Source organism: Paraglaciecola arctica, assembly GCF_018861065.1.
Taxonomy (GTDB): Bacteria; Pseudomonadota; Gammaproteobacteria; order Enterobacterales; family Alteromonadaceae; genus Paraglaciecola; species Paraglaciecola arctica_B.
Window position 1 is genome coordinate 141,098 of sequence record NZ_JAHKQO010000048.1, and the last position, 25,794, is coordinate 166,891.

The window sequence follows — 25,794 nt, forward strand, 5'->3', positions numbered from 1 at the left end:
CCGGCATGATAATTTATATTTAGCTGCGGAATCTGTTATTGCAGCTTAGAAGTCATGTGATTAAAAACAACTACTTTGGATAAAAAAGTTAGTTAGCGCTAACTACGTATTTGCGTCTTATTTCATTTGAGTTTTTGGCTTGAAAGGCCAATCAAATATGCATTCATCTGTTACCGCGACTTTTCAAAGGTATTGTCAATACCATACTGATAACTGTTTTCACTGGCTTTTTAATACATAAACCTTTTCTATTTGTGCCGTCTTTCCGAAGTATTTTGCGGAAATACAAAGGAAACCAAATTTAATTTTTATTGGATCATATCAAAGGAGTACAAGTTGTTTTCAGCATTAAGAAATTCTTTAGTTGGCGGAATGAAAATTTCGGAAATTCAAGCTAACATTCTTGCTGGTTTAACTGTTGGGGTGATTGCATTGCCCCTTTCTATGGCGCTCGCCATTGCAAGTGGCGTCCCTCCACAACATGGTTTGTACACAGCAATTATTGCTGGCATTGTCATCGCCATTGGTGGTGGCTCGAAAGTGAATATATCAGGCCCTACTGCCGCATTTGTTGTTGTGCTATTGCCCATTGTTCAGCAGTTTGGAATAGGCGGATTACTTTTAAGCGGTTTGATGGCTGGTTTGGTTTTGATATTGATGGGCTTAGGTAAGTTCGGAAAGCTTATCGAAATTGTTCCCTACCCAGTCGTTATTGGGTTTACTGCGGGTATAGGTGTGGTGATTGGCACCTTTCAAATTAAAGATTTTCTAGGTCTTGATATCGAAGCAATGGATGGGGATTATCTCGATAAACTTTTGTTGATAGTGAATTCGTTGCCAAGCATTGACTGGCAGGAGCTTCTCATAGCTAGTTTAACTATAACCATATTATTATTATGGCCACGTATACGCTCACGAATACCTGGCCATTTAATTGCGCTACTTTTAGGTTCAGCAACTGCGTGGCTACTTAGCCAGTTCATTCAGGATTTTTCTGTAGCGACAATCGGAAGTCGGTTCAATTATGAGATAAATGGAATAGCAGGTAACGGTATTCCTGCACTTTTACCAAGTTTCGAATGGCCATGGAATTTACCGGGAGCCGATGGTGAGCCCATTGGTTTGAGCTTTGAACTGATTAAGCTGTTATTACCATCAGCGATCACTATTGCGATATTGGGCGCCCTTGAATCGCTATTATGTGCGGTGGTTGCCGACGGGATGACCGGAAAGAAACATAATTCTAACGATGAACTTATTGGACAAGGTCTCGGTAATATCATCGCGCCGCTTTTTGGAGGGATACCTGCAACCGCAGCCATTGCTCGCACAGCAGCAAGTATTAAAGCGGGTAGTACTTCACCACTAGCTTCGGTGGTCCACGGTTTGTTTATTCTTGGGGCAATACTCGCCCTTACACCTCTACTAGCTTATATCCCTATGGCTTCTATGGCGGCACTGTTATTAGTTGTTGCTTGGAATATGAGCGAACCCAAACAATTTATACGAACAATTAAAATTGCCCCTAGGGATGACGTGATTGTTTTGATTTTGTGTTTCTTACTAACCGTCTTATTTGATATGACAGTTGCCGTTGCAGTTGGAATTGGGCTGGCTTCTATGTTGTTTATTCGCAAAAGCATCACAATAACCAGTACAACTAGGGTTGAGAAAAGCCATGAAGACTACGGAGATTTGCCTGATAGCATTGCTATATATGACATTAATGGTTCATTATTTTTTGGTTCAGCTCAAAAAGCACTACAGGCTATTTCCACAGTGACGCCAAATCTCCGTGTTGTCATACTCGATATGACAGAAGTTAACATGCTTGATATGAGTGCTATCGTTGCAATGGAGTCAATTACAGAGAGCCTAGCGAAACAGCACATAGTCCTCATCATTAGTAATTTGCAACAACGCATGGCAGCAAAATTACATCGTGTTGGCATAAATGAAAAACCAGAAGCAGTACAATTTTCTGGGACAGTAGATGAAGCAATTGTTATGGCTAACAAAATGCTATAACCGGGTAGCTAGAGACTGACTTTGGCCCCTAATAGCTAATAAAAAAGTCATATATCGTAGAATTACCGGATAGTAATTGTTAGCTGTTGTCACTGCTTTATTCCGCTCACTAAGCGAAAATGACTAAATGCATTAAGGTACCTTCTGAAAATTGTGTTCACCGAAAAAGCGTGAATTTTAGGGGGAGTCAAATCGCATAATAGCTTGCAAAGTAAGCTATTTTTCTTTTAGTATCCAGCACCATTTTGGTGCGAATATATTAAAAAATGACAATAAAACATTTAGTTAACGAGTTTCTGTTGCTTAGTGGCTTTACTGCTAATTCTACTAGCCATACCGAAAAAATCATTTCTGCTTTTGGTGGCTTAATCGGTATTTCTGGTGTTTTCCTGATAACTCACCTCTTAATACAGACGGGGACGTTAGACTCTACTAGCGGTATTTTAGTGATCGCTTCTATGGGAGCCAGCGCGGTATTACTATTTGCAGTACCACACGGGGCTTTATCTCAACCATGGGCTGTGGCTGGTGGACACATTATCTCCGGTTTTATTGGGGTCAGTTGTTTTAAATTGTTTGGTAATACCTTTATTGTTTCTGGTGCGGCGGTAGGTACGGCCATTGGCGCAATGTATTATCTACGATGTATTCATCCACCAGGAGGGGCGACCGCGTTAACTGTGGTGATGGGCGGCTCAGTAATCACTGATCTAGGATACCAATATCTACTCGTACCTATAGCAGCTAATTTACTCGCAATTCTGTTACTCAGCCTTGCATACAACGCACTTTTTACATGGCGTCGCTACCCAGCACATTTGGCCCATAAATTTAAAAAAACAGTTACTACTAAGCCCAAAGACAGACAATTTGAATTAACTCATGAAGATTTTGCGGCTGCGATGCAAGAGTTAGACTCGTATGTAGATATTACTCCTGAAGGTTTGGCTGACTTATTAGAATTAGCCAAACAACACGCCGAGAAAAACATAACCCATCCCCCTGAAATTATTGCTGGACACATATATAGTAATGGAAAAATTGGGAGTTTATGGAGTATTCGACAAATTGTTGATGCGTCTCCCAAGAATAGTCGGCCCCATTTGGACAAAGTAATATACAAGGTGCTGGCTGGTGATGGGGGGTATGAAACTAATATTTGTTTACGTTCAGAGTTTCACCAATGGGCAAGGTTTGAAGTGATAAAGCATCAGCAGCAATGGATAAAAGTTGAAGTTGATGATTAGCTACAATGAGCGCACTTCTGGTTTCTAATTGAAATAGGGGAGTTTAAAATGAGAAGAACTATTGTATTGATGAGTTGGTTAGTTTTATTTGTTACTGCAACCATCACTGCCACCGCAAATTCTGGTGAATTCGATGGTGAAAAATTTGCCCGCGACTATTTTAACGCTTGGAAAGCGACACAATCTCCACAGGCAAAGGAAAGCGATATTCAGGTCTACCTTAGCTTGCTTAAAAATGATGTTGGACATCAGCATTTACCCTATGATCCTGATGCGACTAGGGAACCCGAAGGCAAACACAGGATGTTGCAAGGCATGCTTTATTATTTAGGAACTCATACTCAGTACACCGCTACTCTTAAATCAGTGGTCAGCGGATACAAGGTTGTGGTTATTAACTATCACACTCAATCAAGCGGTACACATCCACAAAGTGGAGAGGTCATGCAACTTTCATATGACACAGTTGAAGTGTTAGAAATTGAAGATGGCAAAGTCGCCGTGATACGAAAATATAGCGAATAGCGATTATTAATAACTGTAAACGTTTGCAAAAAGTTTGACTCCTAAATGCGAAAAGTAATAATGGTGACCTTAACGCTAAAAAAAGAGGCCAGTCAAAATGAGTAAATTAAGCAGAAGACAATTTATGGCTATAACCGGAGCAAGTATTGTTGCGGGGTCAGTGAAAGGGGAGCAACTAATGGAAACAAAAACACAACTGATCCATACCGCATATTTTTGGTTGAAAAATCCAGAATCTAAAGCCGACCGCGACCAACTAATCGCAGGATTGCAAACCCTTAGACAAGTTCCAACAGTAAAGGTCCTACATATAGGTTTGCCCGCTACCACTGAAAAACGTGATGTGGTTGATAATAGTTTTCAGGTATCAGAATTAATGATGTTCGACGATTTAGCTGGTCAAAGTGAATATCAAGCACATCCAATTCACCAAGCTTTTGTAGAAAATTGCTCTCATTTGTGGTCTAAAGTAGCGGTAAAAGACTCAATTACAGTGTAGCCCGTCGTTTGATAGAGGCTTTGATATTGGCAATAAGTTTATGTGATCAGCTGAGGTAAATTTTGAATAAGAGCATTGTGGTTATATTATTCATAGGGTTATTTGTAAGCTGCAGCAATACTGATTGGCGTGACGCGAGCAGAGAGCCTGCGGGAATATCAGCGGATCCAACTACAGAAAAACACGCTGTAATAGAAGTGTACGCGGCCGATGCATTTAGTTGGCGAGGTTGGTTTGCGGTACATACTTGGATTGCTGTTAAACCACAAGATGCGGCAGATTATACCGTTTATGAAGTGGTTGGTTGGCGCGTAAAAAGTGGCTTACCAGCGCTGCGTATTTATCAAACCGCAACGCCAGATCGTTATTGGTATGGGGCTAAGCCACAAAAGCTCTTATCGATACAAGGTGATAAAGCGGATCAGTTGATCCCGAAGATTTCTGAAGCGGTTGCGCGTTATCCTTGGGCTAATGAATACACATTATTTCCGGGCCCTAATAGCAACACTTTTCCGCAATGGATAGCTCTACAAGTACCCGAATTGGGATTAGAGTTGCCTTTCAGAGCTTTAGGCAGTGGTTATGCTGACTGACGCTATATTTCTACAATAATGACTTCAATTCCAAGCCTTTGTAGTCCTTCATGATAGTCTTTGGGAATGTTTTGATCTGTTACTATTTTTCTTACTCCACTAGGCTCCAAAATTTTATGTAAACAAACATGGCCGAATTTGGATGAGTCTGTCACTACTATGACTTCACTCGCCACTTTGCACATCAATTTATTGAGTAGTGCTTCTGCTTCAAAATGAGTAGTGATGCCGCGTTCCATGTGAAAACCATCAACACCTAAAAATAGTTTGTCTACATGAAGCTCCCGTAATGTATTTTCAGCTAAGCTGCCAAAAAAGGATTGGCTTTTACGTCGCAACGTACCCCCTAGTAGCATCACGTTCAATTTCTCGCGATGGGCAAGTTCGTTAACTATGTTCAAACCATTGGTGACAATAGTGACGTTTTCTTTGTTTTCCAAATGTGAGGCGATTTGTAAGGTGGTAGACCCTGAATCGAGTATGATTGAATCACCATCTTCCACTAAATTGGCAGCCACGGCACCTATATTAGATTTTTCCGCCGCGTGTAATACTTGCTTGTCGTCAACAGTGACTTCAGTTTCAATCAAGGTATTGTCTTTTAACATAGCTCCGCCATAGGAGCGTGTTGCTAAGCCTTGTTTCTCTAAAAACCTTAAATCTTTTCTGATGGTAACAGTGGAAACCTTGAACATCTCAGACAGACTAGGTACTTGGACACTGCCTTTTTCTTTGAGCATCCGAGAAATTTCTACTCGTCTTTGGCTGGTATCGCGCATTCATGATCCTTTTTCTTAACTTTCAGTCTGAGTCTAATGTTGGGGATAATAGTCACAATGAAACATTTAAACAACTATTGGTTTCACTTTGCCTTATATTAGTCTCAATTTTCAGCGATCAATTTTTCTAATACCGCTTTGATAAAAGTTTTGTGATTAGAATTGAATCCTTTATGAATCAGCCTTACTCGACCTTTAGCATCGATAAAAAAAGCGGTTGGCATAGCTTCAATTGCATATTTTTCAGCAATGTCAGTATTGAAACCGCCTAGATGGATAAAGTGAGTTGGAAATTGTTTAAGAAAATCTGTGGCAAGCTGTGGATCTTCATCTAAGTTCACCGATACCACTTCAAAACCTTGTTGTTGATACTCTTGCTTTAATTGTTCAAGGAATGGGAAGGATTGTCTACACGGCCCGCACCAAGAGGCCCAAAAATCCAAGTACACAACTTTGCCTTTAAACTGAGACAAAGTAATTTGTTGCTCACCCTGGAGTGACTTAAGTGTGAAGTGTGGTGCATCATCATTAATTACTACTGCTTGTGCGGTTTGAGCGCACAAGCAGTAGTTTATTATCAGCAGTAAGCCAAAGAGTTGTTTTGTTAACTTCATCATTTTACTGTGTGTTAGCAACGGGGATTAACTCCAACAATAGATAATCGTTAAACTTTGCAGGTATTTGGGCAACTGGTCCGGAGACAGTGCCTAGGTTGATATTATTGATGTAATCAAATACCTGATATTGGGCTGCCTGCAAACCTCTTAATTCTAGCGTTTTATCCCAATTTTTGGCATAAAACCCGTAATACAAGCGGTCATCTTTTGCGATAGCGTGAGCTTCTGGTAAGTCAAAACCGATGTCGTACAACTCTCCTAAATATTCCCCTTTAGGTAACATTTTTGTATTGTAGAGGCTTATCCATTTGGTCCATTCTTTTTCTTGTTCAGCGTTTAATAAAAAGGCTTCGGCCGCTTTATTTTCAGAAGGAATGGTGAATTTAGTTCCGACTACTGCGCCGATTCCCATTGAAGACGCAAAATCACTCGCGTTGTCACTCAGTTCCACATGATCACCATAATAGGGAGCAGATTCGCCCATTAATCCTTTTAGGGTTTTCCCTTTTAAACGCACTTGCCAAGAAGAGAGTGGATCTGAGCTTACAGCTTGGTTCATATAGGGTAAGTTATGAAATGCGTATGAAGTCCCACAGGGACAAATTTCAACAACGGCTTCCTTATCGATTTCAAGGGCTGTTTCGTAGACCATTTTCCAGAATTCAGCGAGCTTCTCTACTGATTCCTGGGGAGACTTGTGGTTATGTTTAGGGTTGTAACATGGAGGAACACCATTTAAGTGCTGTCCATCGATTTTTAACCCTGAGTAACCCCAAGTGCCGATCATTTTTTTAACCAGTTCTTTGGTATATTTTAAGGTGCCTTCATACGCGGGACATAAGTAAAAACTATTCCACCAAGTCACATCATGCACTGCGCCCCATTCATCGAGTAATAACATGTCAGAGTGTTCGTGTAACAAATCTGTACCTGGATCCACTGCTAACGGTGCCCACCATAGTTTGGCTTTTAAGCCTTGATCGTTGATTTCTTTCACAAAGGCTTGCATATCGGCATCGCCGTTCGGAAATTTGTCTGGATGCAAATACCAATCCCCTTCAGCGGTTTGCCAACCATCGTCAAGTACTGCCCATTTTAAGCCCATTTCTTTGGCTTTAGGTAATGTAGCCAATACTTCATCTACGCTAAAATCACGCTCATAACCCCAAGCACACCATATAGATTCGTAGGCCGAATCAGGTATGTCGTCTATTTTTAGACCTTTATCGGCCATAGTATTGCGGTAATTTTTAAGGGTGGCGTAGTAGTCGCCTTGATGCACATTGACGAATGTTTCTAGCGTGTCAGTCGACTCTCCTGGCTCTAGCGTTACTGTTTTCTCGAGTTCGATATGAAGTTGCGCAGCATTCACGTTTTCAGGAAAACTCACGGGTATCGCTACTAATTTAGGATCGACTTCACTGTGACCTACGGCGATCCCACCAGCGGTAGTCCAAACATCTGATATGGCCGTTCCACTGCCATAATCAGAGGCATTCATACCCATATAATTTTGCTGATAAAAGCCGGGTTCTAAGGGCATAACCCAATCCCGTCGATCTGCGAAAGAGGCGCCTTGATAAGACCAAAATGCAGCTTGTTCAGAGTTTATCGCCGGGCCTTTATTTATTGTGTAGTGGTTATTTACCCATTTGGTAATTTTGATGGGTTGTTCAGTTTTATTGCTGTATTTAACCTCAAAGAATAACATTGAAGGGTATCGGTCAAATCGGCTAACCGAAGCGGTTTTTTGTAAACCAACATCCGACTGACCAACAATTACAGATTGACTGCCCGCACCTAATTCGGTTTCGATTTTGGTTTCGTTAGCACTAACAAAAGCGAAATCTGCCACAGTCTCACCACTTTGCAATAAAATGTACTCACTGGCTTGAAATGCACCAAGTGTTGAAGAGTCTGCGGTTAAATTAGAGACAACTCGGCTGTGCAGGTTGTGGTCGAACTCGATCGTTATTTGAGTATTCTTAACTGAATAGACTGCTTCAGGTTGCGCTGCATTTGTAACTGTGACTTGGGTCATCGTTTGGCTGTAGCCAACCACGCCACTGGCTAGCCCAATGGCACAGAAAGCTAGTGCTAGCTTGTTTTGAAATGTAATGTTCATTTTAACTCCATGAAAAACAATAATTGATATCTGAATATAGGGGTGAGTTGTTAGGTCAAAAAATCGTTGTGCATTTATAGGTACTAGCATGAATATGCGCATCAATTTCAGTGACCTTCTAAAAATCCAGCATGTTGTAATGTCCGGACTTTTTGGCATTGGTTAGCTGCATTTTTCTGAATCAGGTTATCGAGAACAAGCAGTCATTGAAAAGCACAGTACGGTAATAACCAATAAACGTACTGTGCATTTAGGATGACTGTTATTTATCAATAGTTTTTTCTTCAGGCTCAATTGCTAGAATAATTGCAGCAATAATGGCTAGCGTTATCCCTACTATTTTCACATCACTCGGCACTACACCCATCAAAATTATTACTAAAACAGAAGAAATAAGCGGTGCGCCAGCATTTGTTAATGGTGAAACCACAATGGCTTTCCCAAATCGAAATGCATATACCAAACACAATGCACCAATGGCATTAAGAATTTGAATCGCTGCTGTGGTTGAAATAACAGTTAGGCTGAAATCAATTTCTTGGCTAAAGTCAGTCATAGCGTAAGCAACAGGGATGAGGGCCAGTGCAGTAATCGTCATGTAGAAAAAAATACTCTCAGCACTCATAGTGTTGTTCGAAAATTTCATGAAGTACGCCTGTAGCCCCCACGCAGTCATCACTATCAAAGCAAATGCAAACCATAATATACCTTCGGTTTGTTCACCATCTCCCGGTGAGTATTCAAATAATGGCAATGCAACAAGGGCTAAAACAATGCCTAAAGCCCCTAATTTTCTAGTGCGCTCTCGCAATAAACCGAATGAAAGAGCGATAGTAATAATCGGTGACAAAGAAATGATGGGAAATATCAAATAGGCTGGACCAATATTGACCGCCTGAAACAACAACATTTGCCCTCCTGAACCTAAAAGGCCAATAGTGCAACCCAGTATGATGGAGCGAGTGTCATACTCTAATTTCCAACCAATAAGTTTCAAGGCAATTATACAAGGCGGTATCATAGTGACTGCCCAAATAGCATACACCATGGTTGACGGAATACTGTCATTAGCGAATAGACCGGTGAGTGCTCCCCAAAGCCCCCAAGCTAGGGTTGTTACAATTGCGAAAATTAGCCATTTTTTAGATTGCATATTCGGTTTCTCTCTTATTATTATCGTTGTGTTGCAGGCTTATTTCATAAATTGCTTGCTGGTTAGCAACAATGGTTTAGCAACTGACAACTACTTTTTTTGTGTCACATAATTAAGTCTAGACATAAAAGTAAGGAGCCCAATAGTGTCTGTTGGGCTCCTTGACAAATCCATGACTAAAAGTTGTAACGTGCACCAAATTTAATGGTTCTGCCATATATCTGGATATTACCAGGTAAATCACTACGTCCTTGGAAGATACGATTTGACTCTCCCAATAAGTTATTACCTTCGATAAATAACTGTGCATTATCAGTCAAGCTATAGTTAAATGATGCACTAACCATAGACACTTCTTCCATGGTGCTCTGGTAGCTATCACCTAAAGGACTAAAAGGGTCTGATACTAATTCACCGGTATAATCTAGCGCTATCTGAGCACTGATTTTGTCTTTTTCATAGATAAGTGATAATGAATAAGAATTGTCGGCTACACCTGTTAAGGCGCCAGCATCTTCCCCGTCTACGATAGTGCTTGAATCGGTATAGGCATAACTAGCCGTAACGCCAAATCCGTTTTCGAAGAATTTTTGTAGTACTAACTCAAAACCTGTTACTTCAGCAGAATCCCCATTTATAGGTTGTGTAACAGTAAAGGTTTCTCCTGCAATTTCGATATTTGTGGTATTCGAGGTGATAAAACCTTCTAAATCTTTCCTAAAAATAGATGCGCCGATTAAGCTGTTTTCCGCAAAGTACCATTCTAGCGCTAAATCAATTTGGTCTGAAAACACCGGTTCAATGGCTGGGTTGCCACTGATATCCATAGTAAATAAACCAGATTGTGCGTTGTCAGTAGTTAACGGGGCTAGTTGATCAAGGGTTGGTCGAGATAGTGATTGTGCTGCGGCGACTCTCAATAACAAGTTTTCTTTTATATAGTACCCAGCGTTAATAGCAGGTAATAGTTTGCTGTAACTACCTTTTGCTGCTTGGTCAGAACTATCTGAGTATTCAACATCCCATGAAGGGTTTGATGAATTTGGGTCGACTATTTCTATAGATAAAATACTATTGTATGAATAAGACGCGCTCACTTCTGTATCAATCCATCTAGCCCCCACATTAGCATACCAATTTTCGCCTTCTAAATTAGCCTGAAAATAAAGTGCAGTGGTGTCTTCTGTAATATCGTAAGAATTGACAGGATTAAATACAGGTTCCCATAGCGCTGATTCGTTGGCGCCAAACGTACGAGTATTGCCGTTATAATCTGTAAGGGTCAAGCCATCAGCTGCCGCAAGTCCAGAGGCATAAGCTGGGATACTAAATATGGGAAATGAACGAGGAATATTGCCAGATTCACCATCAAACAAGTTGTCATATGGGAAGGGTAGAACCACGTTAGCACCCACTTCACCAAAGGTGAAAGGATAACCACAATAATTACAGGCTCCGTCTGTGTAGTTATCGTAGGCGCTATTGGTTTTGTTACGGCTAGTAAAAGCGACTCCAAAATCCACATTTACTAAAAATTCGTGAGCGAACTGCCAATCGCCATCTAATGTATATCCAGTAACTTCATCTTTTATATCGCTTCCGTCACGGGCTGCCCAGTGTGGCGAAAAATCGTCATTACCAAAATCATCCGACGAACGCCCTTCAGTCCAGTTGGGAATATAATCGGGTAGTCCACCCTGGTTTAGCTTATAAGTACCTGTATGAGTACCTGGGTTGCCGGCTACGACGTAAGTGTTTTTACCACCAGAATCTCGCTCTGAGTTTGACTGGTAAATGTCGCCTTTAAGAGTTAAATCGTCAGTCAGCATATATTCTGCTGTGACTGCGAACATGCTGGTATCGACGGTGCGATGGTCGTCTAAGGTGACCACTTCCATACTAACATCGGCAATGTCCATTTGAGTGATGACGTTTCCGTCTAACACTATATTTGATAAGCGATTTTGTGCCTCGCTTTCATCCACCATATAAAAGGATTGGGTAAATCCTGTGGCATCGGCTTCCAATTTGGTTAGCATGACATCTGCGGTTATCTCTAGTCTGTTATTTGGACGCCACTGTAAAGAGGAGGTAAGGCCAGTGCGATTAAAGTCTGTTGCATAAGAGCCTAAAGCGTATGAACCAGGTACCACTAAATTTTCTTCGTTTGAGCTAATTACACCGTCTTTATTAACGTCATAATTAATTCCGTCATTAACCCCAAAAACGTAATTATCAAACATTTCATCAGCTCTTTCGTTACCCGAAGAAGAGCTTAAGCCTATAATTAGACCTACAGTGTCGTCTGCAAAAGTGTTACTAAAGACGCCATTAAATTTCTTTCCGACTTCTTCAGATAAGTCATTGTAGTCACCAGTAACAGATACAATACCTTGCATTCCCGGGTTATCAAAGGCTCGTGCCGACTTTAGGTTAACCGCGCCACCAATACTTCCCTCGATGTTTTTGGCTTGTACCGTTTTCCACACATCTGCACCACTGATCATCTCAGACGGGATAACGTCAAAGGCAAAGTTTCGCCCACCGTCATCGGTGGCAAGGATGCGATTATTTAGAGTGACTATGCTAAATTCCGGCCCAAGGCCTCGAATGTTTACGTATTGAGCTTCGCCACCACGGGTTCTACTGACTGTAATACCAGCGATATGGGACAGGGAATCGGCAACGTTATCATCAGGAAAGCGACCAAGTTCTTCTGCAGCAATTGAATCAACCAAAGATTTAGCATCTTTTTTATTGGCTAAGGATTCAGCCAAGCTGCTTCGCACCCCAGTAATGACGATTACTTCTGATTCATCATCTGCTTGTTGCGCTAGTACGTTGGGCGTACTTAGCGCTGTTAAAACAGAAAATGTCACTGCTGTCTTTCTAAATTTACTATCCAAATTCCGATGCATAATGTTTACCTTTTTATGTTGTCTTTATGATGTCAGTTTTGTTTTTTTTAGTTGTAAGAAATTGATGTAAACTTGCTAAATAATGAACAGCAATGAAACTTAAGTCAATAATTGAAACAAAATAACCTGTCGATTTTTTGTTTTTATCGTTATTTTTCGACCAGTTGTTGACAGGAAGTAATTAAATGAAACATAATATCGGTAGATTTTAGAAGTGCTGTTTCGATTTGCATTAAATGTGAATAAAACCTAAGCACGATTAATATGAGGGGTTTAATTTGAACGCTTTACTACAGATGGTTCAACGCCATAAAAATGGAGAGGGGAACGGTGTTTATTCGGTATGTTCTTCACATCCTTTGGTGATAGAAGCGTCAATGCGCCATGCACTTAATAATGATGAAACGTTATTGTTAGAAGCCACGTCAAATCAAGTGAATCAAGACGGTGGTTATACTGGATTAGTACCCAAAGATTTCTGCGCACTGGTTTTTTCTATTGCAGATAAAGTAGGTCTCAATCACAGCAGAATCATATTGGGTGGTGATCATCTAGGGCCAAATTGTTGGCAGGATCTAACCGCGGCAGAAGCTATGGCAAAATCTGATGTACTAATTGCTGAGTATATTAAAGCGGGATTTAGAAAAATACATTTGGATTGCTCTATGTCATGCGAGGGTGATCCTGTGCCTCTTGGTGACGATTTAGTTGCGCAACGAGCCGCAAGATTGTGCCAAATTGCTGAGCATACTTGGCAGACCGTAGGAGGAGAGTCGCCAGTATATATAATAGGCACTGAAGTACCAGTACCAGGTGGCGCCCATGAGGGCTTAAACGAGTTACACCCTACTTCTGTTGATGCTGCTAAGCAAACTATCTCGATTCATAAGGAAGCGTTTTTTAAAGCTGGCCTAGAGGACGTTTGGCCAAGAATTATTGGTCTAGTTGTTCAACCTGGAGTGGAGTTTGATCTGCACAAGGTTATTGCATTTAAACCAGATCAAGCAGTGAAGTTAAGTGATTACATTGAAAGTCAGCCTCTGATGATTTACGAAGCGCACTCAACAGATTACCAAACAGCTGAACATTTAGCTGCTTTGGTTAAAGGACATTTCGCTATTTTAAAGGTCGGTCCATGGTTATCTTTTGCTTTGCGTGAAGCATGTTGGGCATTGGATATGATTGAGCAAGAATGGATAGATAAAGCTGATTGTTCGAATTTGAAACAAACACTGTTGCAAGCTATGCAAGATAATCCAGTGTATTGGAAAAAGTATTATTCAGATGAACCTAAGGCTCAAGCATTGGATTGCCAATACAGTTTAAGTGATCGTATTCGATATTACTGGCCGCAACCAGAAGTTGAAGCCAGCTTAACAAAGTTGATTGATAATTTGGATAACTCTCCGGCGCCACTTACGCTTATTAGTCAGTATATGCCAACGCAATACCAAGCTATTGTTGATGGAGAGTTAGAACGAGATACTCGAGGAATAATATTCCATAAGATCTCTGAAGTATTGGCACAATATTCAGCGGCTTGCTATACAAGCCAAACCGCATAACGATGGAAGTACAAAAAGTAATGACATATTTAGATTATTCAGAATCAACGTTGCGCGAGATGGATGCTTATTGGACTGCCAAGGAAATTCAACAGCAGCCCGAGTCCTGGGCAAAAACCTATGCAATGTTGAAAGATAACCAGGCTCAAATTGACTCCTTCCTAAAGCCAGTTTTGGCTAAGCCTGGAGTACGCATCATATTAACCGGTGCAGGGACGTCAGCTTTTGTAGGAGCTAGCATCGCCCCTGCTATGATGAAAAGTTTAGGCGCAAGGGTAGAGGCGATACCTACCACGGATTTGGTCTCCAATCCCCATGAGTATTTCCAGAAAGATGTACCTACTTTACTGGTGTCTTTTGCCCGTTCTGGTAACAGCCCAGAAAGTGTCGCTGCTTTTGAATGCGCTGAAAAGTTATTGAGCGATTGTTCTCAATTAGCCATCACCTGTAACGAACAAGGTGCTTTGTATCAGCGATGCGCGGGTGATAATAAGTTAGCTTTGTTGATGCCTGAAGAAACCAACGACAAAAGTTTCGCTATGACATCTAGTTTCAGCTGTATGTTACTCAGTGCGTCATATTTATTTTGTCCACGTGATGATTTTTATAAACAATTAACCTTAACAATGCAGGCCACCGCCTCCTTAATCGAAACTTACAATATGATGTTAAAGAGTGTGGCGATTAAGAAGTATCAAAGGGTGGTTTATCTTGGTAGCGGGGTCTCAAAGGGGCTTGCTCAGGAAAGTGCGCTGAAACTCTTGGAGTTGACAGATGGCCAAGCAGCATCGAGCTTTGATACACCTCTTGGGTTTCGTCATGGTCCTAAAGCGATAGTTAACAAAGATACATTAGTGGTTATTTTTGTATCGAATGACCCTTATACACGTCAATACGATTTGGAGTTGTTGGCCGAGTTACAAAGAGACAGTGAAGTAGGTCAAATACTCTCAATTACTGCGCAAGATGACCCTGTTCTTAAACAAGGTGAATCGGTTATGTTGTCGGGTATGCAACAAGCGGATGATGTATTTTTATTATTCCCTTTTATTGCCTGCGCGCAGGTTTATGCGTTGCAACATTCTCTTGCTCTTGGGAATACACCTGATAACCCTAGCTCATCAGGCACCATTAACCGAGTAGTACAAGGTGTGAATATTCACGCCCTGTAAGTAGGAATGAATTTTCGGATGGGGAAATGACATGTATTTAGGGGTTGATGGTGGTGGTACAAAAACAGCTTTTGTACTCGTTGACCAACATGGAAATATTCTCGCAGAACATCAAGAGCCTACTTGTTATCATATTCAGGTAGGTGTTGATGGGGCGCAGAGAGTGCTTCATCAAGGTATCCTTAGTACTCTGAGACTAGCCAATAAAAAAGTAGAAGATCTCACTTTTGCTTTTTTGGGGCTCCCCGCTTTTGGCGAGGATAGCAAAGTTGATAAAATTGTTGAGCAGATCCCTGCAGGCATCTTACCAAAAGACATTTATCGCTGTGACAACGATATGGTTAATGGCTGGGCTGCAGCTTCAGGAGGGGAAGACGGTATCAATATTGTTGCAGGTACCGGCTCTATAGCCTATGGAGAAAGGCAAAAGTTAGGTGCTCGATGTGGTGGTTGGGGAGAGTTGTTTAGCGATGAAGGTTCAGCTTATTGGATTGGTATTAAATGCTTAAATAGGTTTTCGAAAATGTCCGATGGACGCTTACCTAAAGGGCCTTTGTATGACATCCTAAAGCGTGAATTAGGTTTAGTTAACGACTTAGATATCACCGCACTTGTTCTCAGCGAATGGCAAGGAGAACGTAATCGTATAGCGTCACTTTCACAGTTGGTCACAACTGCAGTTGAACAAGGCGACAAAATAGCGGCTAAGATTATGCGCGACGCTGGGTGTGAGTTAGCGCGGATTGTTAACAGTACAAAACAAGCCTTAAAGTTTCCAGAAAACGAGTCTGTAAAAGTTTCTTACTCAGGAGGGGTATTCCGTTCAAAGGATATAATCTTAGAGCCATTTACTGCCGCCTTACATCAATATTCCCCTAACTTCGAAGTTTCGGCACCACTTTACACACCGGTAATTGGAGCAGCGTTGTACGCTTGTTCTCTGTCAGGCAATAAAATGCAGAGTCAGTATTTACATAAGCTGACGAATAAGTGATAGCAAAACTAAGGAAGAGCAGCGCGCCGAAGCGGTAAAAATCAATGAATGGCAATCGACAAGTTTTATGTGTGTAGTGCCTTGGGTGTAACAATGGTTACACCCTTTTTTAAACCTTAGTTTTTATTCGCTTTATTTAACTTTATGCAGAGATTAGATGTTGCGCAGTAACTAAATGATAAGTGCTAGATCTTTATAAATTCGTATTCCTTTCGTGATACTTTCGCGATAACTTTTAATCAAACTCTTTCTCGCAACGTCAAATTAACTTATTGCGAGGAATAATATGAACAAATTTACTAAAATCTGCGCCGCCAGCGCTTTGGTTTTCGCCAGTAGCCAAACAGTCGCAGCAGATGTATCTATTACCATTCAAAACCTTACCCAAGGAATGTATTTCACACCTATTGCTGCGGTAGCTCATACGCCAGACGCTAGCCTTTTTGAGCTAGGTGAACAAGCTAGCCCAGAGATCCAAGAAATGGCTGAAGGCGGCAGCTTAGCTGGATTAACAACAATAGCGACTTCAATTGGTGCTGATGTATTGGCAGAGCCAACGGCCGGACCATTGGGGCCAACCGAATCAGTGTCAGGCACCTTTACAACGGCAGACGGTAATTCAGTGTTATCAGTTGTTGCAATGATTCTGCCTTCAAACGATGGTTTTATTGGTTTAGATAATTGGAGTATTCCAACAGAAGCGGGAACTTACACCGTATACCTGAATGCTTACGACGCAGGAACTGAAGCAAATGACGAAATAGTGGGCGGTGGTGCGCCAGGTACCCCAGGTATGCCAGCTCCACCTTTCTTAACTTTAGGAACCGGTGGTAGTGGCGTAACAGCTGAGAGTAGTAACACTAACGTACATATTCATCCAGGCAACATTGGTGATGATGATGCAGCTGGTGGTAGCAGTGACGTAACTAACTCTATTCATCGCTGGTTAAATCCAGTGGCTAAAGTCACAGTTACCGTTAACTAAGGAGACTGTCATGATTAAACGTTTAAAGCTAACCAAAAAGCGACTCGCTATATTAGTGGGTATGCCTATCCTATTAAGTGCTTGTAGTGATGACGAAGTTGAAGTTATCAAAGAGGTCGAAGTAATAGTTGAGGTGCCGGCACCGGTTCCTGAACCGGTTGATGTGAGCTATGAGGTAACAGTTACCAATTTAACTAACGCTCAACCTTTGTCTCCGGTGGCAGTTGTGTTACATGCTAACGGACATTTATTTTCAGTGGGAGAAGTCCCTTCGGTAGACCTAGAAAAGTTGGCTGAAGGCGGCATGAATGCGGGTTTGTTAGCACTAGGCGAAGCATCCGCTACAGGTGCAGGCGCCATTGCGCCAGGCGCTAGCGAAACCATTAGTGTCACTATTGAAGATGTGACCACAGCTAAATTGTCTGTCGTGACTATGTTGGTGAATACAAATGACGCTTTTAGCGGTCTTGATGCTCTAGACCTAAGTGACTTTGCAGTTGGAGATAGCTGGACTGCTACTGCTGGTGTTTATGATGCGGGTACAGAGGTCAATACTGAAGCTGTGGGAAGCATTCCGGGTCCTGCTGATGGAGGCGAAGGTTTTAACGCCATTAGAATAGATACTGGATATGTTGCCATGCACCCAGGAGTGGTTACAGTTGATGATGGATTAAGTGACTCCGTTTTGACAATTCAGCATAAGTTCGACAACCCAGCACTACGCATTATGGTTACTCGTATTGAGTAAATTTAAGCTTTCAGAAGTTTGAATTTTAAAACGCTCAATTAATTAATGGTTGAGCGTTTTTTGCTTTAGCCTAACTAGGAATAAATGACATGTCTGACAGTGTTTTATTGGTTGAAGACGACCGAGATATAGCGGAACTTATTCGTGTTAATCTGCAGGAGTTAGGGGTAGTGACCACTGTGCAAGAGCAGGGTGATCAAGCATTAAATATGGCTCTAGAGAGTGACTTTTCTTTGCTCATTCTAGACGTAATGTTACCAGGAGTAAGTGGCCTAGATATTTGCCGACAAGTACGGGAGCAAAAACCTACTCAAGCGATTATTATGTTGACGGCAAAAAATTCTGAAACGGACAGAGTGCTAGGATTAGAGTTAGGTGCTGACGACTACGTTACTAAGCCGTTTAGTGTGCGTGAATTGCAGGCTAGAGTGCGCTCACAATTACGAAAAGTACATGTATTACAAGCGGTCAATAGTGCAGACGTTATAGATAACACTAGTGCGTTAGTGATTGGTGCTTTACATATAAACCAAAAAAATCATCAAGTCATTTTTCAAGAAAATGAGCTCGAACTGACCGCTACAGAATTTGAATTACTGCATCATCTAGCAAGCCATCCCAACCAGGTTTTTAGTCGCAGCCAATTACTCGAATCAGTATGGGGTTATCATCATAGTGGTTATGAGCATACCGTAAACTCACATATTAATAGATTACGGGCCAAAATCGAACAAGATGCCACCTCACCACAAATTGTGCAGACTGTTTGGGGGGTGGGATATAAGTTTAACCCGCTAGGGGTAGAGCCACTTTAAACTTAGTTTTGCCTAAACCCGCTGTCGTATTATCCTATCTACCAGTCTTTAAATTTTAGGTAAATTAAATGTATTCGTTTGGCGAAGTGATATTCATGGCAATGGCATTAGTGTTAATTATCGAAGGTTTAGGCCCAATGTTATTTGCTAATAAGTGGCAAAGATATTTATCGCAAATTTCGCAGCAACCGGTTAATCAATTACGTTCTTTGGGCGGGGTTTTAGTGACTATTGGTGTGGTCAGTTTAATTTATTTGCTTTGATTTTAGACTCGTCTTTTATCGATGCTTTAAAATTGATTATAAGCTGCGCAATTTTGCTATTTAGATGCAGATTGTTTTTTGTTAGAATCCCCGCCTAATTTTATGACTCCCGTCTTATTCATGGCTAAAAATGTTGTTGTACTCGGCACCCAATGGGGTGATGAGGGTAAAGGTAAGGTTGTTGATTTACTCACAGATCAAGCAACTTATGTAGTGCGTTATCAAGGTGGCCACAACGCTGGTCATACACTTGTGATAGATGGTGAAAAAACCGTCTTACACCTTATTCCTTCGGGAATCTTACGCGAAAACGTAACGTGCGTAATTGGCAATGGTGTAGTGTTAAGTCCTGAAGCGTTACTTGAAGAAACCGCGATGCTAGAAGCCCGTGGTGTTCCGGTTAAAGATCGCCTAAGAATTAGCGAAGCTTGCCCACTTATTCTTCCTTATCATGTCGAACTCGATGTGGCGCGAGAAAAAGCCCGCGGCAAAAAAGCTATTGGCACTACTGGTCGCGGTATTGGACCGGCTTATGAAGATAAAGTCTCGCGCCGCGGTTTACGTGTAGGTGACTTATTTAATCCTCAAGACTTTGCCGTCAAGTTAAAAGAAATTCTCGAATACCATAACTTTATGCTAACCAACTACTATAAAGTTGAGACTGTTAGTTATGAAAAAGTATTGGCTGATGCATTAGCTGTGGCTGATATCTTAAAAGCTATGGTTGTGGATGTGACCGATGTATTAGATAAAGCACGTTTACGCGGTGACGCTATTATGTTTGAAGGTGCTCAAGGTACCTTATTAGATATTGATCATGGTACTTACCCTTATGTGACGTCTTCTAATACCACTGTTGGTGGTGTTGCCACTGGTGCTGGTTTTGGTCCACTTAACTTGGATTATGTATTAGGTATTGTTAAAGCCTATACCACTCGTGTGGGTTCTGGCCCTTTCCCTACTGAGTTAGACTGTGAAGTAGGTCAACATCTTGGGGTAAAAGGACATGAATTTGGCGCGACTACTGGCCGCAAGCGCCGCACTGGTTGGTTTGATGCCGTAGCGATGAAGCGAGCAGTACAAATTAATTCTATTACAGGTTTTTGCTTAACTAAGTTAGATGTATTGGATGGCTTAGAAAGTTTAAGTATTTGTACCGGTTATAAAGATGCCCAAGGCAATATCAGTGATGTGCCTCCAATGGCGGCTGATGGGTACGAATTGATTACGCCAGTGTATGAAAGCATGCCAGGTTGGAGTGAAAACTCATTTGGTGTGACAGTGTATGATGAGTTGCCTGAAGCGGCTAAAAATTATATCAAGCGCCTTGAAGAACTTTTAGAAGTGCCGATTGATATTATTTCAACGGGCCCTGAAAGAAACGAGACAATTGTTTTACGACATCCGTTCGAGGTTTAATTCTTCAATTTATTGTTGATGTTTTTATAAGGCTGCTTTTTGCGGCCTTTTTTATTGGTTGATCAAAGTCACTTTCTTAAGTTCCGCCGCCCTATTCATCTAAACCTTGCTTTATTGTTATACCACTATGAGGCGTTGAAGCGCCTATAGATAGTCACTCAAGCATGGTTCTATAGTTTTATTCTAATGCTTCAAATGAAATGCGGTGTTTGTTTTATGCGCGAAATAACATCAAAGAAACACAAAAAATCGATTTGTATGATTTCATTTTATTTCACTTGATTTTGAATAAGTTTAATATTTCATTTGATTTCATTGTTGGTTTTTGGTACAAAAGTTCCAACATAAAAATAAAATAAAGCCAGCGGTGAGAACATGAACGAAAAATTTAATAAAACAAAATTAACATTAGCGATCAGTTTGCTTTGTTGTTCGGCAAATATTTATGCTGCAGCTCAAGTCGAGCCAGAAGTTGATCCAGAAGACGACGTTGAAGTTATTACGGTTTCTTCTACAAAACGAAGCCTTATTAAGGCATTGGACATAAAACGCCAAAGTGATTCTATAGTCGACGGCATAACCGCTTCTGAATTAGGGGTCTTTCCAGACGCTAACGTAGCGGATTCGTTATCACATATTACTGGTGTCACAATTGATCGAACCTCTGGTGGCGAAGGCCAAGGTGTGAGTATTCGTGGTTTGGGGCCGGAATTTAGTATCGTTACTATTAATAATCGAATTATGGCCACTGACTCTTCAAGCCGTGACTTTGCCTTTGATGTGTTGCCTTCGTCAGTCATCTCTGAAGCTTGGGTACATAAATCAGTCACCGCTTCTCAATTAGAAGGCAGTATTGGTGGCGCCATTAATCTTAAAACTGCAAGACCGTTCGACAACCCTGGTACACACGGCTCTTTTGGCGCAGAAGGAATATATGGTGAACAGGCTGACAAATTCGGCTACAAGTTAACCAGTGTAGGTAGTCATACGTTTAATGACAATACTATGGGAATTTTAGTGTCTGCCTTATATAGCAGAGCACCAACACGAACTGACGAATTGTCAGATAACTGGTGGGAACCTTCTACCAGTACCAACTGGTCTTGGGACCGCAATGGTGACGGGCTCACCAATGACCCAGCGGATGACGAACTTATTTTCCCTGGTACTATTGCGTACACTGCTCGTGAAGAAAACAAAGAGCGTACTGCGGTCTCGGCCGCTTTCCAATATCGGCCTAACAATGATCTTGATATTGTAATCGATGCGTTATGGACACGATTAGACACGCCGAGCAAAGGTTACACAGAGTCCTATTTTTTCCCAGATGTTATCGCCAGTGGTTCTGACGCTACCTATGGCGGCATCAAGACTGAGCTAAACCCTTTAGGCACACTGGTTACAGGTATTACAGTACAAAATTTAGTTCCACAGTTGGTGACGCTTGAAGAGCATCGCGTAGTCGATACAGTCAATTTAGGAGCAAACTTTACCTATAACGTCACTGATAACTCAGTACTTACAGGCGACATTTACATGTCTACCGCTACTCGTGAAGCAGGAGGTAAAGATAGGTTTGTCGTATCTGTCCCTGTCGTTGCTGGTGAAACAACAGCAAGAATGGAATTAACAGATGGTGGGTTACCAAGTATCACCTTAGATTTTGCTGATAATGAAGGTGGTATCACCCAAGTGAGTGATATTGTTGGAAACGGCCAATTTGGACCGCACTTTACTCGATTAGAAGGCATTGATATTGATGATCAAGTCATTGGCGCTTCACTAGGCCACGAAATATTTTTGGATATGGCTGTTTTAGATAGTGTTGAATACGGAGTGGTATACAACAAGCGTACCAAAGATCGGGAACAATATGACAACAGGGCCAACATGTCGTTATATAGTGGTGCCCCTTTTACTTGGGATGATGTCGACGCTGACGTTGTACAAGCCTTCCCGTTTGATAATTTCTTAGATGGCGTAAGTGGAGACTTCCCTCGAGAATTTACCGTTTTTGATGTAGCAAAAGCGTTTGAAGCCATTAAGTCGGCCGACGGCAACCCCAATGTCATAAACCCGCTAACAGGCGAACCTTATGTTGCTGGATATTCGGATGCGTTATTTCCGGTATTTAACTCTAATTTGTCAGGTTCGGTCGAGGAAGAAACTGTGTCCTTGTATGCACAAAGCAACTTTAGCCTAGAACTAGATAATATGAATATCTCGGGTAATATTGGCTTAAGGTATGTGCAAACTGATGTCACGTCGTCAGGTTATGATTCACCTATTTTAAGTGTGTCTGAAGCACCGCAAACAATATGGGCATCGGTAGTTGATTACGGACCGACAGTGGCGATCGAAATCGAAAACGATTATGACGAGTTATTGCCGTCGATGAATTTACAGTTCGAGTTTTCTGAAGAGCTAGTGGTACGTTTGTCCTATGCTGAAGTGATGTCCAGACCGGGTATAGACCAGTTATCAACCCAAGTCGATCATGACTCTCTTACATACAACCAATGGTATATCACCAAAATTGGGGATCCAGGCTTAAGCCCAGTCACAGCTGAGCAAGCAGACTTATCGATAGAGTGGTATTACAAAGAAGGTTCTTCGGTAAGTGCGGCAATCTTTCAAAAAGACATTCGAGGCTTTGTTCAATCTGGTATAGACCTTTTTGAAGCCAATCCAGAAGAAAAGCCCACTTATCTTGTTGAAAACCCAATACGTTGGGCACCATCAGGTACCTATGAAGAAGTAGCCTTTACTATTGCTGGGCCGAGAAACTTAGACCAAGCCAAAATTTTAGGTTATGAATTTGCTTTGCAACACTTCTTTGATTCAGGATTTGGCATAGTATCTAATTATACCTATATCGATACTGAATCCATTGTCAGTGGTTTTTCGGTCGGGGTTTTAGAAAACATCCCAGACACCTCTTACTCACTTAGTTTGATGTATAACAGCGACAAGATGAGCCTGAACCTTTCGGCGTACCACACCGAATCGTTTGTCACTAGCCATTGGTCTCCACTAAATGTGTTTGCCGAAGATGGCAGTGTCACCGACACTTATAAAGGTAAAGCAGACCCAACTACCTGGTCATCTGCCTCGGCCACCTTCTACGTTGCTGAAGGCCTAGAGGTGTATGCCCAGTTAGATAACTTATTAGACGAAGGCTGGCATGGTTATAACGGCACAACTGACTTACCAGGCAGCTATGCCGAATGGGGCAGAACTGCAAAAGCGGGCGTGCGATATAAGTTTTAATCAAAGTAGCTTAAGGGTGAAGTAAAGCTTCATTTCTTACTTTGAAAACATCAAGGGGTTAATTGTTATTGACCCCTTTTTTTCGTGTTGAGAAACCGAAAAATTAACCTGAGCTTTTATTCTTTTATTTTTACGTTTCTAGAGGTGGCATCCCCTCAAGGCGAGAGTTAGATAACCCAAAGTTATATGGAGAAATAAGCAACGATTTTGCTCCTTTCTTGTTTGCCATAAGTCGTAAACACTTTGCAGAACTTTTTATAAAGACAGACACAATTAAAATGGATATTTAGGCCGAGTTTGGTCTTAAAAATTATTATGGGTGGCTTGTTAAAAAATGCTAAATGAAAGGCGCTCTGTGGAGTCGCATGCAGGGTGTTGTGGGAACTGGAGGTTAGAGTCCTTCGGCTACCCGATTAGTTTTTACTACGACACGGAACTACGATTAAAGGCTGAACGAAGTAGCCCAACACCTGCAATAGCAAATAAAAATGAAGCAATACCATTTATCCATCGACTTGCTCGTAGATACCAGTTCATAACGCCACGATATGAGAAACAAATTGAATACATAGCATTTGTAGCAAATCCGACAATCATACAAACGAGTAAACCTGAAACAAGAGAAAGGATTCCATCATTTGAACCCAACCCTACAGAAAGCGCAGCCATCCATGCGATTACTGTTTTTGGGTTAGAAATATTCATAATAACACCACGAAAAAACCAGCTTTTACCTGAAACATTTTCATCAATCATTTCAATGTTAGATGAATTAGACTTCATAGTTTCTTTAGCAGAAAGGTAAGCAAGTCTTAATAGGTATAGGCCACCGAAAATCTTCAGTGCCATTAGTAAATAAATGGAATTTTGAAGAACAGCCCCCATGCCACTTGCAGCAATAACTCCCCAAAAAACTAAACCAGTAGAAAGCCCAGCACCATAAATTAAACTAGTTATTCTCCCTTTACTCATTGCTATGGTTGCATTAGAAATGTTTGCGGGTCCAGGTGAAACAGCGATAACGAAAAATGCAAGACCGATACTTAATAATGAAAATAGATCTATCACTTATATTTCCTCTTTGGTGGGTGCAAAAATTTACTAAAAACTAACGCTGAATTAAGCGGCACTACCTGCCCTATCTAAAGATGAGCAATACATTTAATTTCAATTTTGAGTTCAGGCTGAACAAGTGCCGCTACTTGTACAACAGTTTGACTAACTTCAGGCATACCGCCATATGCAGATTCCCTTTGTCCATAAACGGTTTCAACGTTTCCCATCAATTCGTTCATATTAGTAACGAAGAAGGTTTCATCAACGATATTGCTCATATCCGCCCCGAACTGTGACAAGACATCCTTCATATTTGAATAAGCAATAGCTGTTTGTTCGGCAATGTCTAATGGAACCGAACCGTTCCTATCTATTCCTACTTGTCCTGCCATGTAAAGAATATTTCCAACTTGAGTACCTTGAGCAATGAAATCCTTGAACGGTCCACTTCGATAAGTTTTCTTTTCAATTGCCATTTTGCATGTTCCTCTAAGTGTATGAGCATCTAACCGCTCATTATGTAAAAGGCTCAGTAAAATCCAAGGCTTCTACGCCAATTAATTACTCTAACCTAACCAATAATCAATTAGTTGCAAAGCATTAAGTGCACTATATTTGTCCATTCTTTAGGATATTACCGAGAAGTCTAAGTAATATCCTCGATTACGTTTGAAGAGCGTTTTTGGGTAGCTATTGCCGTAAGGTTCAACAAACACCCTATGTATTCTTTGTCGGATCTGTCGTCTTAAGCATAACAAAAGAAAAAGTCCGCTTATCTCCCAAGTCGACTATCAGTCTTTACTTCTATAACTCAATTTGTTTGCCAATAAATTGTTTGAGAAACGAAAAAGCAGTTAACCATCACCTGGTTAACTGCTCAAACTCTTGTAAAGTGTTTGTCTTAGCCTCTACGCCATTCTATGTCTTATTCAACCATCGGAAAATGTTTATACAAACACATTGGTGTTGCGCGGCGGCGGCAAATGAATGAGACTCCATGAGCTTTAATGCTGTTCACTTAAG

Annotated in this window: 21 protein-coding genes; 14 read left to right on the top strand and 7 right to left on the bottom strand. The window is 41.3% G+C overall.

All coding sequences use genetic code 11. From position 1 onward, the window contains the following. The first annotated feature begins 336 nt into the window (after positions 1-336). From dauA to KO534_RS21365, 5 genes are all read left to right on the top strand, one after another. A complete protein-coding gene (gene dauA / locus KO534_RS21345; protein ID WP_252732339.1) occupies positions 337-2,028 on the top strand; it encodes a C4-dicarboxylic acid transporter DauA in 1,692 nt (563 codons plus the stop codon). Positions 2,029-2,294: 266 nt separating this feature from the next. Continuing rightward, positions 2,295-3,275 carry an HPP family protein gene (locus KO534_RS21350; protein WP_215933104.1) on the top strand — a complete coding sequence of 327 codons (981 nt, stop codon included), beginning with the start codon at positions 2,295-2,297 and terminating at the stop codon, positions 3,273-3,275. A 48-nt stretch (positions 3,276-3,323) separates the two neighbouring features. Continuing rightward, positions 3,324-3,800 (top strand): nuclear transport factor 2 family protein, encoded by a 477-nt coding sequence (locus KO534_RS21355; protein ID WP_252732340.1) that lies wholly within the window; start codon positions 3,324-3,326, stop codon positions 3,798-3,800. 97 nt (positions 3,801-3,897) lie between these two features. Then, entirely contained in the window at positions 3,898-4,299 is a 402-nt protein-coding gene (locus KO534_RS21360) for a Dabb family protein (RefSeq protein ID WP_215933107.1), read from the top strand. Between the two features lie 62 nt (positions 4,300-4,361). Beyond that, positions 4,362-4,892, top strand: a complete 531-nt coding sequence (locus tag KO534_RS21365) for a DUF3750 domain-containing protein (RefSeq protein ID WP_215933109.1) — start codon at positions 4,362-4,364, stop codon at positions 4,890-4,892. Between the two features lie 2 nt (positions 4,893-4,894). On the opposite strand, the gene agaR is transcribed toward KO534_RS21365, so the two are convergent. From agaR to KO534_RS21390, 5 genes are all read right to left on the bottom strand, one after another. After that, on the bottom strand, positions 4,895-5,671 hold the full coding sequence (gene agaR, locus KO534_RS21370) for a transcriptional repressor AgaR (RefSeq protein ID WP_215933111.1): 777 nt from the start codon (positions 5,669-5,671) through the stop codon (positions 4,895-4,897). 104 nt (positions 5,672-5,775) lie between these two features. Then, the gene (locus tag KO534_RS21375; RefSeq protein WP_252732341.1) at positions 5,776-6,288 is read right to left on the bottom strand and encodes a TlpA family protein disulfide reductase; all 513 of its coding nucleotides are present in this window, start codon (positions 6,286-6,288) and stop codon (positions 5,776-5,778) included. 1 nt (position 6,289) lies between these two features. After that, positions 6,290-8,413, bottom strand: coding sequence for a glycoside hydrolase family 36 protein (locus KO534_RS21380; RefSeq protein WP_215933113.1), 2,124 nt, complete (start codon positions 8,411-8,413; stop codon positions 6,290-6,292). A 262-nt stretch (positions 8,414-8,675) separates the two neighbouring features. Next, positions 8,676-9,566: a DMT family transporter gene (locus KO534_RS21385; RefSeq protein ID WP_215933115.1), complete on the bottom strand. Its 891-nt coding sequence runs from the start codon at positions 9,564-9,566 to the stop codon at positions 8,676-8,678. A 176-nt stretch (positions 9,567-9,742) separates the two neighbouring features. Next, positions 9,743-12,484, bottom strand: coding sequence for a TonB-dependent receptor (locus KO534_RS21390; protein ID WP_215933117.1), 2,742 nt, complete (start codon positions 12,482-12,484; stop codon positions 9,743-9,745). 278 nt (positions 12,485-12,762) lie between these two features. On the opposite strand from KO534_RS21390, the gene KO534_RS21395 reads away from it, so the two are divergent. From KO534_RS21395 to KO534_RS21435, 9 genes are all read left to right on the top strand, one after another. Then, entirely contained in the window at positions 12,763-14,049 is a 1,287-nt protein-coding gene (locus KO534_RS21395; RefSeq protein ID WP_252732342.1) for a D-tagatose-bisphosphate aldolase, class II, non-catalytic subunit, read from the top strand. Positions 14,050-14,069: 20 nt separating this feature from the next. After that, positions 14,070-15,221, top strand: coding sequence for an SIS domain-containing protein (locus KO534_RS21400; RefSeq protein ID WP_215933119.1), 1,152 nt, complete (start codon positions 14,070-14,072; stop codon positions 15,219-15,221). 31 nt (positions 15,222-15,252) lie between these two features. Further along, complete coding sequence (locus KO534_RS21405; protein ID WP_215933121.1) at positions 15,253-16,215, top strand: N-acetylglucosamine kinase; 963 nt, start codon at positions 15,253-15,255, stop codon at positions 16,213-16,215. 286 nt (positions 16,216-16,501) lie between these two features. Next, complete coding sequence (locus tag KO534_RS21410; RefSeq protein ID WP_215933123.1) at positions 16,502-17,200, top strand: spondin domain-containing protein; 699 nt, start codon at positions 16,502-16,504, stop codon at positions 17,198-17,200. A gap of 10 nt (positions 17,201-17,210) precedes the next feature. Further along, complete coding sequence (locus KO534_RS21415; protein ID WP_215933125.1) at positions 17,211-17,948, top strand: spondin domain-containing protein; 738 nt, start codon at positions 17,211-17,213, stop codon at positions 17,946-17,948. 89 nt (positions 17,949-18,037) lie between these two features. Then, positions 18,038-18,763: a response regulator transcription factor gene (locus KO534_RS21420; protein WP_215933128.1), complete on the top strand. Its 726-nt coding sequence runs from the start codon at positions 18,038-18,040 to the stop codon at positions 18,761-18,763. A 68-nt stretch (positions 18,764-18,831) separates the two neighbouring features. Beyond that, positions 18,832-19,026, top strand: a complete 195-nt coding sequence (locus KO534_RS21425; protein WP_252732343.1) for a DUF2065 domain-containing protein — start codon at positions 18,832-18,834, stop codon at positions 19,024-19,026. A 120-nt stretch (positions 19,027-19,146) separates the two neighbouring features. Next, the gene (locus tag KO534_RS21430) at positions 19,147-20,445 is read left to right on the top strand and encodes an adenylosuccinate synthase (protein ID WP_215933131.1); all 1,299 of its coding nucleotides are present in this window, start codon (positions 19,147-19,149) and stop codon (positions 20,443-20,445) included. 375 nt (positions 20,446-20,820) lie between these two features. Next, on the top strand, positions 20,821-23,715 hold the full coding sequence (locus KO534_RS21435; protein ID WP_215933134.1) for a TonB-dependent receptor: 2,895 nt from the start codon (positions 20,821-20,823) through the stop codon (positions 23,713-23,715). 423 nt (positions 23,716-24,138) lie between these two features. Here the strand turns inward: KO534_RS21435 and KO534_RS21440 are convergent, their stop codons facing one another. Both KO534_RS21440 and KO534_RS21445 read right to left on the bottom strand, forming a co-directional pair. Beyond that, positions 24,139-24,783, bottom strand: a complete 645-nt coding sequence (locus KO534_RS21440; RefSeq protein ID WP_215933136.1) for a LysE family translocator — start codon at positions 24,781-24,783, stop codon at positions 24,139-24,141. Between the two features lie 74 nt (positions 24,784-24,857). Further along, positions 24,858-25,247, bottom strand: coding sequence for a RidA family protein (locus KO534_RS21445; protein ID WP_215933139.1), 390 nt, complete (start codon positions 25,245-25,247; stop codon positions 24,858-24,860). Between the last annotated feature and the right edge of the window lie 547 nt (positions 25,248-25,794).

What these genes read in the sequence shown, in the direction of transcription:
- KO534_RS21350 (WP_215933104.1), top strand. Translation starts at nt 2,295, where the DNA reads ATGACAATAAAACATTTAGTTAACGAGTTTCTGTTGCTTAGTGGCTTT.
- KO534_RS21355 (WP_252732340.1), top strand. Translation starts at nt 3,324, where the DNA reads ATGAGAAGAACTATTGTATTGATGAGTTGGTTAGTTTTATTTGTTACT.
- KO534_RS21360 (WP_215933107.1), top strand. Translation starts at nt 3,898, where the DNA reads ATGAGTAAATTAAGCAGAAGACAATTTATGGCTATAACCGGAGCAAGT.
- agaR (WP_215933111.1), bottom strand. Translation starts at nt 5,671, where the DNA reads ATGCGCGATACCAGCCAAAGACGAGTAGAAATTTCTCGGATGCTCAAA.
- KO534_RS21375 (WP_252732341.1), bottom strand. Translation starts at nt 6,288, where the DNA reads ATGATGAAGTTAACAAAACAACTCTTTGGCTTACTGCTGATAATAAAC.
- KO534_RS21380 (WP_215933113.1), bottom strand. Translation starts at nt 8,413, where the DNA reads ATGAACATTACATTTCAAAACAAGCTAGCACTAGCTTTCTGTGCCATT.
- KO534_RS21385 (WP_215933115.1), bottom strand. Translation starts at nt 9,566, where the DNA reads ATGCAATCTAAAAAATGGCTAATTTTCGCAATTGTAACAACCCTAGCT.
- KO534_RS21390 (WP_215933117.1), bottom strand. Translation starts at nt 12,484, where the DNA reads ATGCATCGGAATTTGGATAGTAAATTTAGAAAGACAGCAGTGACATTT.
- KO534_RS21400 (WP_215933119.1), top strand. Translation starts at nt 14,070, where the DNA reads ATGACATATTTAGATTATTCAGAATCAACGTTGCGCGAGATGGATGCT.
- KO534_RS21405 (WP_215933121.1), top strand. Translation starts at nt 15,253, where the DNA reads ATGTATTTAGGGGTTGATGGTGGTGGTACAAAAACAGCTTTTGTACTC.
- KO534_RS21410 (WP_215933123.1), top strand. Translation starts at nt 16,502, where the DNA reads ATGAACAAATTTACTAAAATCTGCGCCGCCAGCGCTTTGGTTTTCGCC.
- KO534_RS21415 (WP_215933125.1), top strand. Translation starts at nt 17,211, where the DNA reads ATGATTAAACGTTTAAAGCTAACCAAAAAGCGACTCGCTATATTAGTG.
- KO534_RS21420 (WP_215933128.1), top strand. Translation starts at nt 18,038, where the DNA reads ATGTCTGACAGTGTTTTATTGGTTGAAGACGACCGAGATATAGCGGAA.
- KO534_RS21425 (WP_252732343.1), top strand. Translation starts at nt 18,832, where the DNA reads ATGTATTCGTTTGGCGAAGTGATATTCATGGCAATGGCATTAGTGTTA.
- KO534_RS21430 (WP_215933131.1), top strand. Translation starts at nt 19,147, where the DNA reads ATGGCTAAAAATGTTGTTGTACTCGGCACCCAATGGGGTGATGAGGGT.
- KO534_RS21435 (WP_215933134.1), top strand. Translation starts at nt 20,821, where the DNA reads ATGAACGAAAAATTTAATAAAACAAAATTAACATTAGCGATCAGTTTG.
- KO534_RS21445 (WP_215933139.1), bottom strand. Translation starts at nt 25,247, where the DNA reads ATGGCAATTGAAAAGAAAACTTATCGAAGTGGACCGTTCAAGGATTTC.